17 protein-coding genes are annotated in these 17335 nt (G+C 44.4%); 2 read left to right on the top strand and 15 right to left on the bottom strand.

Features of this window, described 5'->3' with window-relative positions; all coding sequences use genetic code 11:
- Positions 1–27: 27 nt before the first annotated feature.
- The 5 genes from tgt to Tfer_RS00750 all read right to left on the bottom strand — a co-directional run bounded on the left by tgt (position 28) and on the right by Tfer_RS00750 (position 5878).
- Entirely contained in the window at positions 28–1152 is a 1125-nt protein-coding gene (gene tgt, locus Tfer_RS00770) for a tRNA guanosine(34) transglycosylase Tgt (protein WP_013120083.1), read from the bottom strand.
- Positions 1153–1623: 471 nt separating this feature from the next.
- Positions 1624–2868, bottom strand: coding sequence for an ammonia-forming cytochrome c nitrite reductase subunit c552 (locus Tfer_RS00765; protein WP_052216450.1), 1245 nt, complete (start codon positions 2866–2868; stop codon positions 1624–1626).
- A gap of 82 nt (positions 2869–2950) precedes the next feature.
- On the bottom strand, positions 2951–3394 hold the full coding sequence (gene nrfH, locus Tfer_RS00760) for a cytochrome c nitrite reductase small subunit (RefSeq protein ID WP_052216448.1): 444 nt from the start codon (positions 3392–3394) through the stop codon (positions 2951–2953).
- A 137-nt stretch (positions 3395–3531) separates the two neighbouring features.
- Entirely contained in the window at positions 3532–4230 is a 699-nt protein-coding gene (locus Tfer_RS00755) for a response regulator transcription factor (RefSeq protein WP_013120079.1), read from the bottom strand.
- Between the two features lie 13 nt (positions 4231–4243).
- Positions 4244–5878, bottom strand: a complete 1635-nt coding sequence (locus tag Tfer_RS00750) for an ATP-binding protein (protein ID WP_152908932.1) — start codon at positions 5876–5878, stop codon at positions 4244–4246.
- 340 nt (positions 5879–6218) lie between these two features.
- Between Tfer_RS00750 and pduL the strand changes: the two genes are divergently transcribed.
- Complete coding sequence (gene pduL, locus Tfer_RS00745) at positions 6219–7457, top strand: phosphate propanoyltransferase (RefSeq protein ID WP_052216445.1); 1239 nt, start codon at positions 6219–6221, stop codon at positions 7455–7457.
- Between the two features lie 49 nt (positions 7458–7506).
- On the opposite strand, the gene Tfer_RS00740 is transcribed toward pduL, so the two are convergent.
- From Tfer_RS00740 to Tfer_RS00730, 3 genes are all read right to left on the bottom strand, one after another.
- On the bottom strand, positions 7507–8226 hold the full coding sequence (locus Tfer_RS00740; RefSeq protein WP_052216444.1) for an amino acid ABC transporter ATP-binding protein: 720 nt from the start codon (positions 8224–8226) through the stop codon (positions 7507–7509).
- Positions 8210–8896 carry an amino acid ABC transporter permease gene (locus tag Tfer_RS00735; protein WP_052216443.1) on the bottom strand — a complete coding sequence of 229 codons (687 nt, stop codon included), beginning with the start codon at positions 8894–8896 and terminating at the stop codon, positions 8210–8212. Before Tfer_RS00735 ends, Tfer_RS00740 begins: the two co-directional genes overlap by 17 nt.
- Before the next feature lie 87 nt (positions 8897–8983).
- The gene (locus Tfer_RS00730; protein ID WP_052216442.1) at positions 8984–9769 is read right to left on the bottom strand and encodes a basic amino acid ABC transporter substrate-binding protein; all 786 of its coding nucleotides are present in this window, start codon (positions 9767–9769) and stop codon (positions 8984–8986) included.
- A gap of 222 nt (positions 9770–9991) precedes the next feature.
- Between Tfer_RS00730 and Tfer_RS00725 the strand changes: the two genes are divergently transcribed.
- Complete coding sequence (locus tag Tfer_RS00725; RefSeq protein ID WP_052216441.1) at positions 9992–10912, top strand: DMT family transporter; 921 nt, start codon at positions 9992–9994, stop codon at positions 10910–10912.
- Between the two features lie 2 nt (positions 10913–10914).
- Here Tfer_RS00725 and Tfer_RS00720 read toward each other — a convergent pair whose 3' ends face one another.
- The 7 genes from Tfer_RS00720 to Tfer_RS00690 form a co-directional block, all read right to left on the bottom strand.
- Positions 10915–11859: a DMT family transporter gene (locus Tfer_RS00720; protein WP_052216440.1), complete on the bottom strand. Its 945-nt coding sequence runs from the start codon at positions 11857–11859 to the stop codon at positions 10915–10917.
- Positions 11860–11876: 17 nt separating this feature from the next.
- A complete protein-coding gene (gene queA, locus Tfer_RS00715; RefSeq protein ID WP_052216439.1) occupies positions 11877–12902 on the bottom strand; it encodes a tRNA preQ1(34) S-adenosylmethionine ribosyltransferase-isomerase QueA in 1026 nt (341 codons plus the stop codon).
- Between the two features lie 25 nt (positions 12903–12927).
- On the bottom strand, positions 12928–14406 hold the full coding sequence (locus tag Tfer_RS00710) for a SpoIID/LytB domain-containing protein (RefSeq protein ID WP_052216438.1): 1479 nt from the start codon (positions 14404–14406) through the stop codon (positions 12928–12930).
- A gap of 133 nt (positions 14407–14539) precedes the next feature.
- Positions 14540–15700, bottom strand: coding sequence for an anti-sigma factor domain-containing protein (locus tag Tfer_RS00705; protein WP_052216437.1), 1161 nt, complete (start codon positions 15698–15700; stop codon positions 14540–14542).
- Positions 15701–15715: 15 nt separating this feature from the next.
- Positions 15716–16474 carry an RNA polymerase sigma factor SigI gene (gene sigI / locus Tfer_RS00700; protein ID WP_013120068.1) on the bottom strand — a complete coding sequence of 253 codons (759 nt, stop codon included), beginning with the start codon at positions 16472–16474 and terminating at the stop codon, positions 15716–15718.
- A gap of 74 nt (positions 16475–16548) precedes the next feature.
- Positions 16549–16770, bottom strand: a complete 222-nt coding sequence (locus tag Tfer_RS00695) for a DUF2905 domain-containing protein (RefSeq protein WP_052216436.1) — start codon at positions 16768–16770, stop codon at positions 16549–16551.
- A gap of 11 nt (positions 16771–16781) precedes the next feature.
- The gene (locus Tfer_RS00690) at positions 16782–17309 is read right to left on the bottom strand and encodes an epoxyqueuosine reductase QueH (RefSeq protein WP_013120066.1); all 528 of its coding nucleotides are present in this window, start codon (positions 17307–17309) and stop codon (positions 16782–16784) included.
- Positions 17310–17335: the final 26 nt, after the last annotated feature.

The following is a 17335-nucleotide window of genomic DNA, read 5'->3' as shown; positions in this document are numbered from 1 at the left end:
TAAAAGCGGAAAAAACCTCTAAAGATTTTATATTTCTTCTCCATCGTACCCATATTTTTCAAAAAACCTTTTTCTGAACTCCGGCACACAGTCTTCAGCAATGGCTTTGCGCAGGTGTTCCATGAGCCTGAGCAGAAAATATAAATTATGGATGGTCACTAATCTCAAAGCAAGTATTTCTTCGGCTTTAAAAAGATGCCTTATGTAGGCCCTGCTATAATTCCGGCACGTATAACAATCACATTCATGGTCCAGGGGTGTAAAATCCCTGGCATAGACCGCATTTCGTATCACGACTTTGCCCCCGCTGGTCATTGCTGTGCCGTTGCGGGCAATCCTGGTCGGCAGTACACAGTCAAACATGTCAACGCCCCTGATGACTCCCTCGATTATGCAATCCGGCGAGCCGACACCCATCAGGTAACGGGGCTTATCGGCAGGCAGCAAAGGTGTGGTATAGTCCAGCACTTCATACATCAGAGGTTTCGGTTCCCCCACGCTTAACCCGCCAATAGCGTAGCCCGGAAAATCCAGCTCAACTAATTCCCGGGCACTTTGTTCCCTAAGCTCCCGGTACATCCCACCCTGAACAATACCGAAAAGAGCCTGGTCCATTCTGTTGTGGGCTTTCTTACACCTTTCAGCCCAACGGGTAGTCCGTTCCAATGCTTCCCTGGCATATTCAAAGGTGCATGGATAAGGGGCGCATTCATCAAAAGCCATGGCGATGGTAGAACCTAAATCCATCTGCACTTCTGTGGCCAGTTCCGGCGTCATAAAATGTTTGGATCCGTCAAGGTGGGACCGGAATTCGACGCCGTCTTCCGTAATTTTACGCAACGGACCCAGGCTGAATACCTGAAACCCCCCGCTATCAGTAAGGATAGGCCGGTCCCAGTTCATAAACTTGTGCAGTCCTCCGGCTTCCCTGATTAGTTTCGATCCCGGCCGTAAGTAAAGATGATATGTATTGCTGAGGATAATCTCGGCCCCTATATCTTTTAATTCTTCGGGAGTCATAGTTTTTACGGTGGCCTGAGTACCCACAGGCATAAAAACAGGTGTGTTGATAATTCCGTGAGGCGTATGCAGTCTACCTAACCGCGCTTTCGTCTGTTTGCATTCTTTAATTAGTTCAAACTTTACTGCCAACCTGCACTGCTCCTCTTCCGTATTATAAATATTCAACTTTGACAATTTAAAATGATTCACTTGCATCATTATATCAAAATTTTTCCTTCAGGGCAAATAAAACTGCTTTGGGCTACAGGCGTCGAAAAAATTGGCCGACATTTTCTTCTGTCGGCCCGTTTCCTCTTTATGTCATTTTTTATAAATCCTTTTCCTTTAAGTTAAATCTACTCTGGCCTTCTATACCTACTTCTGCTGCAACAGGAACCCTTGCGGAAACACCTCTGCGCATCGGGTACCTTCTCTGCCCGCCCGTGTTATGAATCAGTAGCGCTATAGCTACCAGGATGATTGCGCCAATGACTACAGGCATGAATACGAAGGAGTAATTCTGAGACGTTTTTCGGCTGGGCCATGGGTACATGGCTGGCGGCGTAAAGCAATACTGCGGAGATTGATCTCTATGACCGAATACCTGCCAGCCACCGGTTTTTAATATGCACTGCGGGCCAGTTCAATGGCCTGGTAGGCATAATCTATGGCCTGGCCAAGAGAATCAAGGGCCTGGACTGGATTGTGGAAACCGCGGCTGTTTTCAGCAGCTACCCAATCCCAATACCATTGCGCTTTAACTACCATTGTCTGGGCTTTTTTCAGTTTGTTTAAATCTGCTTTCGGGTTAGCAAAAGCCGTTTTTATGGCCTCATGAGCCTGTACCAGGGTCTTGGCTGCTCTGGTCTGCATATTGAAAGTTCTGATTTGGGTATTATGCACACGTTCTTTAAGCCATTTGGCATCCTGCTGGTGGCATACCTGACATGATATATCAATAGTTTTCAGGGGGCTGGTCCACCAATGAGACGAGTATTTTTTGCCGTCCTTGACCATGTATGGCATGTGGCAGTCAGAACAGCTTACCCCGGCCGAGCCGTGCACACCGGTACTCCATGTTTCAAACTCAGGATGCTGGACTTTTCTCATTTTGGCCTTGGAATCGGGGTGTTCCCAATCAGAAAAGTTTATTTTATCGTAATATTCCTCAATTTGGGCCGGTTCAATACCGTTTGCCCACGGGTATATAACTTCCTTGGTATCCGTCTGGAAGTAGTATTCTACATGGCACTGCCCGCAAACATAGCTGCGCATTTCCTTTTTCGAAGCCTTGTTCACATCTATTCCCCTGGCCTTCATGGCTTGGATGAAGGCGGGCCTGGTTACCCTGAGTTGCATGGTTTTAGGGTCATGGCAGTCAGCGCAGGCAATAGCATGCTTTGCTTTTTTAGCCAATTCTATTACCGGGGTGGTATAATAAGCCGCTCCCATCTGCTGCATAAGTACAGGAGCAGTTGGGGTTTTACATGACAAACAGGACCCGGGCGTCTTGGGGCCAACCCGTTTGCTGTTTAAAAGGTCCTTTAAAGCGTAGGTATGCCCGCGGTCTTCATTATATTCCTTGCTAAATCCATACCCTTTAAAAAGCTCTACTATTTCCGGCTCGGCAATGAATTTGGACTCTTTCACCGAACCGCCAAACTCTGTTTTGGCGCCTTCGTTGTTTTTCAGGTAACTTTCATACTGCAGCGGATAATATTTACCCCAGACAGCAGGATCAAATTCGTTTTCACCAATGCTCGATTTGGCAGAGGTTGCTTTGGTATTACCTGAACAACCGATAACAAATACTGATAAGGCCAAAAAAACTATAATTAGCAGGCCTATTGACCGGCTGTTTTTCATTTTGAACACCTTCCTCCCTGAATTAGTAACTAAAAATCTGCAACTTCTCCTGTTCGTTCCAACCTTCTATAGAGTTATATTTTTAAATATTTTTTTCAACTTTTTTATGGGGTAACTGTCGGTGGCAGTCGCTACAAAACCGCCCTTCGCCCATTTCTGTGTTTTCTACCGTGGACAGATGGCACCTGATACAGTTCTCTTTAATAATTTCCTTACTTTTGTCGGTAGCTTTAATTACCGGCGGAATCTCCCCCAAAGTAGTGACATAAAGGTCTCGCAATCCTGATTTGGTCTTAAATGCAACTTTTGCCAAGTAAGAGTGAGGAGCATGGCAATCAGTGCACTTAAACTGTTTGTGGGTTGAATGCTGGTATGTCATATAAGCTTCATCCATAGAATGGCAGTTAATACAAAACTCCGGGTTGTCGGAATAACTTATAGCCGCATCGGTAACAACAAAAAGAAAACTCATCATACCCACAATTAAACCGACTGTAATAATTATTTTTGAAACCCTTTTTTCCATACCAGACCCTCCTTTCTTCTAAATTCTTACGCCCTTTTATCTTCATTCTATTGGGATAAAATGATTTTGAAATGACGCTAGGATGACATTTTTGTGACAAAAACAAAAGGACTGCCTTTTAGGCAGCCCTTCTAATATCAACAAGGTTTGACGCCAAATTTGTACCCTACTCCCCTGATTGTTTTAATATACCGGGGATTGGCTGTATCAAGTTCAATCTTTTCCCTCAACCTTTTCACCAGTGTGGTGACGATACCGGTGTCTTCGCAGTATTCCGTATCCCATATCTGGTATATCAACTGGTCGCGGGTAAAGACCTGATTCGGGTGGCTGGCCAACAACCATAACAGGTCAAACTCTTTTGGTGTCAGTTCAATCTCCTTGCCCTCAAATTCCACCGTCCTGGTTGCCCTGTTTATCACTAGACCGGGTACTTTGATAACATCTTTATTTTCAACACTGCTATTATCAGCCACCCGTCGCAAAATAGCCCTTATCCTGAGCAATAACTCGGCGCTGTCAAAAGGTTTGGTCAGGTAATCGTCACTGCCTAATGTTAAACCCATAATTTTATCGAAGGTCTCGTTTTTGGCAGTAAGAAAAATAATAGGGACATTACTCTGCTCACGTATTTTCCGACATACTTCATAACCGTCCATTTTTGGCATCATGACGTCAAGCACCAGCAAATCCGGCTGCCAGCGGTTAAATTCCGCCAGGGCATCAAAACCGTTAGCGGCGGTGGCCACTGCAAAACCTTCCCGTTGTAAAAAACCGGCCAGGAATTTTAAGATTTTCGGTTCGTCGTCGGCAATGAGGATTTTCTTTCTTTCCATTCACTCCACCTCTTTATTCAAGGTTATCATCATACGGCGGATAAGCCGGAAGATATACCGTAAAAGCGGAACCCTGGCCTTCTGTCGACTCCAGGGTAATTTCCCCTAAATGCATTTCCACAATTCTTTTCACCAACGCCAGGCCCAAACCGGTACCGCCATATTCTTTGTTCCGTCCCCGGTGTCCCTGGTAAAAGGAATCGAAAATACGCGCGCGGTCTTTTGCCGGAATTCCGGGGCCTGAATCTTTCACGGTCAACAGGACTCCTTCATCAGGTCGGTCAGTATCTCTTACATATAATTCAATGCGGCCGCCGGCGGGAGTAAACTTAATAGCATTACCGAGTAAATTGCGGATAACCTGGCGGACCTTTTCTTCATCAGCAATTATCATATTGGTACCCGTTATGGCAGACTGCATCTCTATATTCTTTTGCTGAGCCAGGGGCCGTAAAAGTTTTTCCACCCCACGGACTGCTTTCCCTACATTTACCTCCGTTAAATTAAGGGCCATTTTCCCTGATTCTATTTTCGACAGGTCAAGTAAGTCATTAATCAGATTCAGCAGTTGCCGCCCGCTGTCCCTTATATCTTTTAAATACTCCTCTTGCTCCGCATTTAATTCTCCCATGCTTTTCGTCAGCAATTCTTCCGTAAAGGCTAAAATAGCTGTCAGTGGGGTGCGCAGTTCATGACTCATATTTGCCAAAAATTCCGTTTTATACTGGCTTATTTCCGCCAATTCCTTGTTAGCGGCCGCCAGTTCCGCTGTCCGTTCAGCAACTTTGCTTTCTAACTGTTCGTAAATATCATGCAGTTTATGGGCCATGTCAGTGAACCGCTCTGTTAGCTCCTTGATTTCACCATAACTTTTGTAGTATTCCGGTTGCGCAGTAAGGTTACCCCGACCAAGCTCCTGAGCAAAACCGGTCAGCTTACTGATAGGTATCGTGATAAAGCGCCTGGTAAGGAACGTAATCACGCAGGCAGTGAAAAAGACTATCAGTACAGTAAGGAATACACTTTCCAGAATCGACTTATTGAGATTTGCTTTCATCAATTCCATTGGTATACTGATGGTAAGAGCACCGGCCAGGTCACCGACCTTATACCCCTCTTTGGGATGGCCGCTGATATCCAATTCGCCCTGGGGTTCACCGTGGCACTGCAAGCACGACGAGTCCACGTACAGAGGCACCATATAACGGAAATAACGTTGTCCGTTAATAACTGTTTCTCCCCATGATTCCTTAGCGTCCCTATTTCGCGCAAATAACAAAAGCTGTTCTCTTTCATAACTATCGGGTTTATTTTCCAAGAGCCTGGGGTGCAGACTCACCTGGCGAATCCGGTATCGCGTGGAAGCATTAAAAACCCTGTCAACCTGCTGGATAACGGACGCAGGGTTCAGATGCTTAAACTCAAAGTGACCCTGGGCGTCGTAATTGATTTTATGTTGATTTTCAGCCATTACTCTGCGTACAGCCAAAACCTGAGCAGCCAAAACACGGCCCTGTTCCAGCAGCTCTATACGAGCTTGTTTCGTTTGGCTATATATATTCCATATAATGCCTATGCCCATCATGAAAAACAACACCAGACTGGTGCTGCGGACCAGTTTTGTGCCCACTTTAGTATTTGCTCCCACAGATACCACTTCTTTTGTCCATAATATTTATTTTACTTAACCATATCAATTGTCGATTCCTGCCGGTTAACGAATAAATCGTACGTTTTAACTATTAAAAATTAAGGAAACCAGGAAATATTTTAGAAAATAATCCATAAATTAAGACAATTCCGGCCAATTTGTGAATTTGTGAACAAACGAAAACCTGTGAAATCAAGTGAAATATAGCGAAAAGTGTCAAAAAATGCCGAAACAGAAAAGATTAGCTCATTGTCCTACCAGCCCCTTGCCTGCTATAATTTTTATGTGTACAGGAATTTAGACATTTTATTTGCTTTATTGGGGGAGGCAGGACAAAATGCTGAGCTTTCAAGTTGACCCTAGAAAAGTAGATTTCAAAAAGGAAAATAAGTGGTTAGTCCCCATTGGCGTATCAAATCACCACGTCCATTTATCCAAACAGGATATAGAAAAACTGTTTGGACCGGGCTATGAACTTACAGTAGCCAAAGACTTAGCCCAACGTGGAAACTTTGCAGCCAAGGAAACGGTCAATGTTATCGGTTCAAAAGGCGTATTGGAACGGGTGCGTATTGTTGGACCGGCCCGGGAAGAGACTCAGGTAGAGCTAAGCCGTACAGATGCAGTAAGAATTGGCGTTGAGCCGGTCATTAGAGATTCAGGAGACTTGGAAGGCACGCCCGGCGTAGTTCTTATGGGACCCAGGGGACCGGTAATAATCGAAAAAGGCGTCATTGTTCCCCGCGCTCATATTCACATGGCCAAAAGCAAAGCTGATTTGCTGGAAATCTCTGATAGGGAAAAAGTCAGTGTGTTAATTAAAGGCACCAAAGTCGTCTGCTATCATGATGTACTGGTAAGAATCACCGAAACGGGCGAAACAGAATTTCATATCGATACAGATGAAGCCAACGCTGCTTTTGTGGACACCGGCGACCTGGCTATGATTAAGCACAAAGAAATCATTATAAAAGATAATTACGGTAACATCGTCGAATTAGGTGTGGACAATATCAAGTTCATTCGGGGCAAAAAACCGCATGATTATGCTACCCAAGAAGGCCTGCGCCTACTGCGCAACGTCTTTGAATACCCTTATGCCATGCAGCGGCTGATTGTGGAAAAGCTGCTCAATCCCAATAAGATCGCTCCCCATAAGTTTTATCTGTTAACTGCGCTGGCCGAAGACAAAGTAGTGGGGATTGCCACCTTCTATTACCTGGCTGATGCAAATCTCGGTTATGTTGAAAATATAGGCATTACCCCGGAATTCCGCAACAGGGGTATCGGTAGCTTCCTGTATCATAAAGTTACATCAATACTGGAAAAAGAACACCCCGATATAGAAGGTGTTTTACTGGAGGTAAGAAAAACCTGCGGTAAGGATATGGACAACAGGAAATCCTTCTTCCTCAATTTGGGCGCCATTCCTGTTGACACTAAATTCTATCCAGAAGAGAAATTTAAATTTGCCGAAGAAGTCCTTTTAATGTTTAAGCCTTTAATGGTTGATGCCAGCCTAAACACCAAAACACTGGAAAAAGCATTCCATGACCTGGCTGAAGTTTTAGGTTAGAATAACGGGGCTGTCCTCTTATTGGGACAGCCCCGTTCGTCTTTCGTCATTATAAAATCTTACTGAGGAATGCTTTTGTTCTTTCGTGCTGGGGATTGTTAAATATCTGTTGAGGTGTACCCTCTTCCAGCATTTTCCCTTCATCCATGAAAATTACCCTATCCCCTACCTCCCGGGCAAAACCCATCTCATGGGATACTACTACCATTGTCATCTGGTGGGCTAATTCCTTCATTACCGCCAAAACTTCCCCGACCATTTCCGGGTCAAGAGCGGAAGTCGGTTCGTCAAAAAGCATAACTTTAGGCTTCATAGCTAAAGCCCTGGCGATGGCCACCCTCTGCTGCTGGCCGCCTGATAACTGGGCCGGATAATTGGACGCCTTATCTTTCAACCCTACCCGCTCAAGCATTTCCAAAGCCATGGCCTCGGCCTGTTCTTTAGACATTTTCCGTACCTTTTCAAGGGCCAAAGCCACATTTTGCAGCGCCGTCATATGGGGAAAAAGGTTGAAATGCTGAAACACCATCCCTACTTCTTCCCTTACTTTATTGATGTTTAGATGCGGGTCGGTTAAATTATGGCCATCTACAATTATTTCACCGCTGGTTGGCACTTCCAGCAGGTTAAGACATCTTAAAAAGGTGCTTTTGCCTGACCCGCTGGGGCCAATGACTACTACCACCTCATTAGGTCTGATATGGCAGTTAACCCCTTTTAAAACTTCCAGTTTACCAAAACTTTTGTGGAGGTTACGAACGTGTATCACTCTTGCCAAACCTCCTTTCCAGGTAAGCTACAATTTGTGAAAGGGCCAATGTCATAATCAGGTACAAAATAGCTACAACAATCCATGGTTCGAAAGGCCGGTAAGTCCGATTGGCAATTATAGTACCTGTCATAGCTAATTCCTGTACAGAAATTGCGGAAACCAGCGATGAGTCTTTTAACATGGCTATAAACTCGTTACCCAAGGCAGGAATAACCCTCTTAAATGCCTGGGGAATAATTACATAGCGCATTGCTTGACCGTGGGTCATCCCTAATGACCTGGCAGCTTCCATCTGCCCGCGGTCAATAGACTGAATACCCGCCCGAAAAATCTCGGCAACATAGGCAGCGCTGTTGAGACTTAACGCTACCAAACCGGAAATAATGTTTGGGTATTGACCGGGAATTATCAATGGCAAAATGGCAAAATGAATCATGAAGATCTGTACCAGCAAAGGTGTGCCCCGAAAAAAGTCAACATATACAGATCCGAAAATAGAAAAAGGACGAAATTTAGATAATCTCAGGAGGCTGATAAACAATCCCAGGATTGTGCCCACCGTAACAGAAATAATGGTCAGCTCAAGGGTGGTCAATACTCCTACCTTTAGCAACATAGGCAAATATTCTATAATAATGTCGTATCTTATTGCTCCGATTGTGAACATTCCCCTAAGCTCTCCTTTCAATCTTCACAAAAACAGCGTGATGCCGGCTAAGCACCACGCCATCATAATTAACTAAAGGTGTTAATTCTACTGAAAGCCCCATTTTTTATAAATCCTATCGTATTCGCCGTTTTCCTTAATCTTCTTTAAACCACTGTTTATCTTCTCTAAAAGTTCAGTGTTGCCTTTCTTAACAGCGATACCATAATATTCTTTCGGGAACTTCTCGTCTTTTACAATCTTCAAGTTTTGATCAGGATTGGCTTTTACATACTCTACGACAACCCCTGAATCGGCAACTGCAGCATCAACCCGGCCATTCTTCAGCTCAAGAAACGCTTCCGGATTGCCACCGAAACGCTTAATACCATCGTAATTCTTGCCAAGGAACTTGGTGATAGCCATATCACCTGTAGTACCCTGCTGTACGGCAACTTTTTTCCCTTTTAGGTCAACCATAGATTTTATAGGTGAATCTTTGGGAACCAAAATGTAATTGGTTGACTCAAAATAGGGGTCACTGAAATCAACCTCTTTTTTACGTTCATCATCGATTGTAACTGCGGAAACAATAATGTCCATTTTATTCGTGGCTAAGTTGGCCAAAATACCGTCCCATTTGGTATTGATAAATTCAACTTTAAATCCTTCAGCTTCTGCTATAGCGCTTAATACGTCGATATCAAAACCAACAATTTTGCCGCTGGGGTCAACAGATTCAAAGGGTGCGTAAGCAGCATCGGTACCAACTTTATAGGTTTTTACATCTTCCCCCTTGCCCTCTTCCGTAGTTGCTTTTGTACCGCATCCTACAGCAAAAAGCAAACTCAGCGCAAGGATACTCAAGACAAAAATTTTCAGGTACTTTTTCATATTAGGCCTCCTTCATTGTTTAAAAAATTCATTTTCTTGCAACAATAAATTGCTAATTCTAATTCGTTCTAAAGCTCAAAAATCCTGCTTGCGGTGTTATTTTTTCTCGAAATTTCGTAGCATAAATTTTCACCGAAGTAGTTTCCAGCTTGTTGTCTCTGATTGTTGACACATGGCAGCTAATATGCAACAATGGATACGTACTTTTCTAAGGAGGCAGACATGAACAGCAGAAAAAACCAACTTTTGGCAGATTTAGCCCTTGTATTTGTTACCGCCGTATGGGGGGCAACTTTTGTATCCGTTAAAGAAGCCATCACTCGTGTGGAGCCTTTTTATTTTCTGGCTATCCGCTTTGGTATAGCCACCTTATTAATGTTGCTCATCACCAATAAACGTATCGTCCAAACTACTCGGTCCACTTTATGGAAAGGTATCCTGATTGGCCTGGCGCTTTTTGCCGGATACTCCTTCCAGACCTTTGGCCTACAGTATACCACCGCTTCCAATGCGGGTTTCATTACCGGCTTATCCGTTGTCATTGTCCCCGTCACTGTTACTTTTATTCAGAAGAAACCCCCTGGCATAATTTCAGCCCTGGGCATTATCAGCGCAACAGTAGGACTGGGGCTTCTGACCATTAATGCCACCCTTACTTTTAACTACGGTGATCTGCTGGTGCTGTTTTGTGCCTTTTCTTATGCGCTGCATATTTTGTTGGTAGGAAAATATTCCCCGGACCACGATGCCTTTATTTTGGCCACAGTACAAATCGGTACCGTGGCATTAGCAAGTTTTGTTGCAGCTCTGATCAAAGAGACAGCTCCAACGGCGGAAGCTTTTAATGCACAGGTATGGCGCGCTATTTTGATCACGGCAGTTTTTGCTACCGCCCTGGCCTTCTTTGTACAGACCTGGACCCAAAAGTATACCTCTCCTACCCATACCGCCATTATCTTTACTATGGAACCCGTTTTTGCCGCTATTTTTGCTTATTTCATCGGTGGTGAATCTTTCACCCTCCGACAAGGAATCGGGGCAGTTTTTATCCTGGCGGGAATGTTAGCTGCAGAACTGGGCGGTCATGAAAAAAGTAACGAAAGGATTCCGGAAGAAGCGGCTGAAAACAATCTTAAAACATAACCTTATGCTTTTACGTTTTCGATGGGATTAGTTTTCTGTCCTGTTTGTTTCCTCCGGTCATCTTTTTTCAGCCAATTACTCAAATCGGCAAAATACACGGCTAAAACAATAATCCCTCCACCAATCATCTGGGTGGAGGTTATTTTTTCTCCCAAAATAAAATAACTACTGACTACCGTAACAACCGGTATAAGGTTAATAAAAAGGGAAGAAATATCTACCCCCAGTTCCCCCATGGCATAAACGTAAAAATAGTAACCCAGTGCCGAGCAGAAAAACCCTAGAAAAAGAACGTTGCCAACCACAACCCAGTTGAGGGCGTCCCATTCATTAGTTTCAAACAAGGCAAAAGGCACAATAGCAGCCGTACCGAATAAAGTCTGGTATGTAGTAACAGCCAGACGGGAATAACGCTGGCCCAACGGCCGTGTGAGCAAACTATAAAATACCCAGGAAAAAGCGGCGCCAAACATCATCAGGTTGCCGATAAAATGCCGGGAAGCAAAACTTAAATCTCCACTTTCTTTAACTATCAGGTATACCCCGATAACGGACATGGCCACGCCAAATCCTTTGGACCAGGTGACCCGATTACCGCAAAAAATAAAATCAGCCAGAATTGTTAACAGCGGTATGGTACCGATTATAATCGAAGCAGTAGAAGCGGCAGTCAGCTTGACTCCGTTGTTTTCAAAAAAGAAATAAACGGTGATACCTATAATTCCGGAAACTGCCATCAATAAAGTATCCTTGCGTTCCAATCTGGTCCCGGGTTCCCTGATTTTAAGAAAGGTAAACAACAACAAAGAAGCAATTGCAAACCTGCTTAGGGCCAGGCTCATCGGACCCAGGGCCGCAACTGATACCTTAATGCTTAAAAAGGACAGCCCCCAGAAAATCATAACCAAGGTTATTGCCGCGAAAGGCCAAAAACGTTTTTTCGTCATGGAAGATTTCTCCTTCTTCATAAAATCATCATGGCATCGCCAAAACTGAAAAACCTGTATTTTTCGGCTATGGCCTCCTGATATGCCCTCATAATCAAATCCTTGCCCGCAAAAGCGCTGACCAGCATAATCAGTGTTGACCTGGGCAGGTGAAAATTGGTGATTAACCTGTCGACGGCTTTAAACCGGTACCCCGGATAAATAAATATATCTGTCCAGCCGCAGCCAGGTTTTAAATTACCCGAAGAATCCGCAGCAGTTTCCAGCGCCCGGCAACTGGTCGTCCCGACAGCGATAATTTTATGACCCCGGTCCCGCTGTCTGTTAATCAGGTTAGCTGTTTCTTCATTTATTTCATAATACTCGGCATGCATCCGGTGGTCTTCCACGTTATCTACCTTCACAGGCCGAAAGGTACCCAGACCCACGTGCAGCATAACTTCGGCAATAACTACGCCCTTTTCATGCATTTTTTTTAACAGTTCCTCAGTAAAATGGAGTCCGGCCGTAGGGGCGGCAGCGGAACCGCTTGCCCTGGCATAGACCGTCTGATAACGTTCCCGATCATCGAGCTGCTTTTTAATATAAGGCGGCAACGGCATCTGACCAAACCTGTCCAGCAGTTCTTCAAAAATACCTTCGTATCTAAATTCCACTAACCGTCCCCCTGATTCCGTAGTTTGCAGAACAAAGGCTTCCAGTAATCCACCGCCGAAGAAGATTACGGTACCGGGCTTGACCCGCTTACCCGGCTTGACCAGCACCTCCCACTTGTCCCGGTCAATCCTTTTTAGCAGGACAAATTCGATTTTCGCACCGCTGCCTTTTTTCTCCCCAAACAACCGGGCCGGAAGAACCCTGGTATTATTGACCACCAGCACGTCTCCCGGCTCTATATAATCGATACAATTATAAAACCTTTTATGTTCGATATTCCCGTTATCCCTGTTCACAACCAGCAACCGTGAGTGGTCTCTTGGCTCAACCGGTTCCTGGGCGATAAGCTCTTCCGGCAGTTCAAAATCGAAATCAGCGACTTTCATAATATTCCTTTCTGTTATGCATAATTTATTTGCTTATTTCCACTCCGGTATAATAAAAGGTGATTATATCCCTATATGTCTTTCCTTCTTTCGCCATCTGGTAAGCGCCCCACTGGGACATACCCACTCCATGCCCCCAGCCGTGGCCCTTGAAAACAATCTGCTCAGGAAAGACGGTTAACTTAACAGTGTTGGTTCCATCAGTCCCATAAACGCCTGCGGAACCGCCGTCCAGGGAACTGACTGTCCCATCCCCGCTTACTGCCATCAGGCCTGACTGGCCTGTTACAGACCTGGTATTCCCCGCTGCATCCACAACTGTCAAGGAATTTTGCTGCAGGAATTCCACACTGAAAAAGTTGGACATAAAACTTTGCTCATTTAAATAAGTATAAAAACTTGGGTTAAATAGCTTGCCAAACTCACTACCCGTTTTTTCAATAGTATAACCCATTGAATCAGTAATTACTATCTTTTTCACCCGGCCGGAAGGGTACTTAATGAGTTCAATGTCTGCCAACGTACCGAAATTGGGGTCAATCTGCCGCAACTTATCCTGCACTCCAAGCCTGCCCAAAGCATCGGTTCCCGTAGCAACAGTTTCATAGGTCCAACTGCCAAACTTGCCTTTCAGACTATATGGGTCCGGTTTCCCTCTCAGGTAAGGCAGCGCCGGTCCGGACCAGACATTTTCGTTATCTTCCGTATGTCCACCGCTATTAGAATGGTAAACAGCAGAAATTGGTTCCCCCCGGTAAGTGATAATTTCCCCCTGCGTCTCCTGCACAGCCTGAGTAGCCTGCGCCCCCTCGCTGTCATAGCCGCCGTAAACCTGATCATCGGGGGTATCCAGCAGGTTGAAACCAAGAGCAATTCTTTTATTGTAATTGACAACAGCATAAGTTCTGGCCGCCAGGGCCTGCGCCTTCAGCGCTTCAATCGGCCAGTTATTGCTCATTTCTCTAGGTACAACACCATATAAATATTCTTCCAAAGGCAAGTCGTTAATACCAGTTAAATAGCCGGAACCGAGCTTAAACTCCATGTTCCCGCGGTATCTTTTATTTATGGCTGTTTCACTACTGCCGTTAGGCGTATAACTCTGCAAAACAACCAGGTTGCTGCCGGAATGGGATTTTTCCTGTATGACTATCGGCCCGGGCGTAATGATTAACGGCTGTCCGTCCCGGATAACCTGAATTCCGGTAGTCAGGTAAGCTACCTGCCACGAAGAGCCTTCTTCCATATCACCCAAGACATTCAATGGAGGCAAAGCGCCTGCATCTATGACCTGGTAATTTCCCTGCACCGTAAATTTAACGATCCCGGCGTTTTTATAAGCAGCTTTGCCTGTACTGGCAATAACACCTATCCTGATTGTTTTCGGTATCGCAGCTTCCGCAGAACCGGTATTTCCTGATAGGAATGAAGCACATAACATCAGGGCCAGAGCAATTGTTCCTTTTTTGATGGCATACTTTAGAGCCTTGGACATCGGCAGCATTTCAGTCCTCCTCTTGGAAAATTGTTGCCAATAGGAGTTCGACAAAAAGCAACGCCCTTCCTCCCTGTTTTAGCAAAATCCTAGAAAAAACATAAATAACGAAGAGCTGCCCTATTTAAGCAGCTCCTTAGGCCTAATTCATGCTGTTATCACGGTTTCTTGTATTGTTGTCGATAATGATGGTCGTGTTGGTCTCCCGTTGAGAATCATTATTCGTCGAATTACCGGTATCAGCGGGTTTCTGGGTTCCCGGCCCGCCGGCAGCAGGCTTTTCATTTTGTTCCGCCGGTTTGGCGCCACTGTTCCCCTGTTCGTTACCCGGTTTTTCAGTGTCATTTTCCCGGGCAGGATTATCTTTCGTAAGTGTCTGGTCTTCATTATTTCCGGAGGTATTTTTACCGTCTTCTGCTGCAGCAGGTTTATCTTTACCCTGCTCCTCCTTGCTGCTCCTGTTTCTGTCGATCCGGCCGGCAATCATCAAGTATTTCTTTTCTTTTTCCGGCAATTGCTCTATTTTCTCTTCATGGGCTTTTTGCAATATTTCTTCCGGTTTGCCACCAGCCTTTTTGATAGCGTCGGTTATACTGTTGTCTTTTATTTCATCTTCGCTGATCAATATACCGGAATTAACAGCTTCTATCAGTACCGCATATTTTCCAGTAGAGATTTCTTTCTTTTTGGCTTTTTCACGAAATTCCGGCGTTACCTTCACAGTCTGTACAACTGCTGCCATTCGCTTCTCTGACAGCACGTCCTGGGTGGCTGCCACCAGTTTTTGTTCAAGTTCCTGGCTGTTAAAACCCTTATCGGCACTGGCCACCGAAATGACCACGTTATTCTCCTTTGCCTGCTTGATATAACCCATATTGGTGGCCTCATCGGTCAATGCAATGAGAGCTTCTTCAGGTTTCATACCTATAATGTCAACCCGTTTCAGCAGTTTCCGCCCGTCATTGTTAAGACCAATGGCGCTGATTATACGTTCTCTGTTGCTTATGGTAAGCTCCAGGCTGGGATTTATATCAACGGTTATCCAGGCAACAGCTTTTTCTGGTGGTTGATTTACCATAGCAGCGAAAGGAGACATCAGGGCCAAGACCAGAATGGCGGCGGCAGCTGCAATCCAGGAAAATTTTGTTACAAAGGGTCTATACGTATTGGTTTTTAAGAATATTTCTTCGCCTATTTCCGGCAGCCTTCCCCGACACCTTATACGCTTAAATTCACCCGTCGAAGTCAATACAATCACATGTGTACCTTCCTGTTCCAAAACAACTCCCGTCATTCTGTTCATCATGTCCCCTCCTTTCTACACAGCCTTTTCCACATACTGTTTCAAATGCGCAAAATCATTGATTAAAATCAATGCCACGGCAATTATGTATTTACGCTGTCTTTCCAGTGTCTTTCTGCTTATATCGACCCTTTGTTCAATAGTTTTCAAAGGCAGCTCTTTTTTTCTAAGCAGGTATTCCTTTATTTCTTCATCCCTGGAAATCAGGTGCGCCACCTCTATAGCCCGCACCCGGGCATCTTCGTGTTTCGGTGAAATCTTTACCAGTTCCGCAAAGGTTAACCCAAATTCCTGCAGTTTCTGGTTATAAATAAATATTTCTTCTTTTCTTTCTGCAGCCAAAGATGCCTGTTGATAAACTTCCTGGGATCGTTTTGCCTCTATGTGGTAAAGAGTACCCTCCGATTCGTCTTCATCCTCAGTTTCAAAACTCGATAAAGGAACCGCGTTTTTGTTTTGCTGTTCCTTTCGGAAATAATCTACCAGCCTTCGTTTGATGACCGTCTCGGCAAAACTGAGAAAAGACATGTTTTTATTATCATCATAACAGTCAATAGCTTCATTGAAAGCCATTAGACCTATACTTACTTCGTCATCCTCTCCCATATGCACAAATCTGCCGCATACTTTCGAGGTTATCTTCAATACAAATGGGGAGTACCTTTTGATTAACCGTTCCCGAGCAAAGTGGTTACCGTTTTTGGCTTCCCGGACCAGTGTTTTATAATCGGAACTTTCCCCCTTGTCAGAAGAATTTCGGAAGAGAAACCCCATGGTGGTTTACACCTCCCCGATATTATAGTCTTCGGCAATGTAATTTCTTTTTTAAGGGTTTGAAAAAATAAATTTTATTTTCTTGCTAACAAGTTTAGAATCAATGTTAACAGGATACTTAGTACTATACTGGTAACGATGGGAAAATAGAAGGAAAAGTTCCCTTTTTGATAAAAAATATCCCCGGGTAGTCTGCCAAAAGGAATAAACCTGCTGCCAAAGGTAATCAAAGCGCCAAAAAGAAGCAAAAATGCGCCAATCAGCATCATTAGGCGGCCCATATTTCCAAATTCCATAAAAAAACCTCCTATCGGCAATAGCGTTCCTTTTCACTGAAAATACATCCACAATATTGCTGCCGGTACATCTGCATTTCTTTGGACGCGGCCGTGGCTTCCTTAAACCCGGGCCGAAAGTCCTGATAATAAAAAGGTATACCGGTTTTCTCCGCAACCTCTTCACCAATCTCCTTGATCATTTCGTGTTTTTGAAAAGGACTTACCAGCAAAGTAGTGGTAAAAGCATCAAACTTGCCTTTTTTCGCTATTTTAGCCGCCCGCAAAAGCCGCATGTAATAACATATACGGCAGCGGTTTTTTTCCCGGTATACAACTTGTTGTAAAAAGTCTTCTAATTCATAATTTTCATCAACTATTAACGGCAAATCTATTTTTTCTGCATACTCTTTAAGGGTATCCAACCGTTTTTTCCACTCCGTATAAGGGTGGATATTCGGATTATAAAAATACCCCCTAACCCGGTGCTGTTCCTCCCGTAATTTTTTAACCGGATATATGGAACAGGGCCCGCAGCATATATGTAACAGTATATTCATGCAACACCACCAAAGCTTATTTTTTC

The organism is Thermincola ferriacetica (assembly GCF_001263415.1).
GTDB classification, from domain to species: Bacteria; Bacillota; Thermincolia; order Thermincolales; family Thermincolaceae; genus Thermincola; species Thermincola ferriacetica.
Note: the sequence above shows the minus strand (reverse complement) of the source record. Positions and strands in the feature narration are given on the sequence as shown.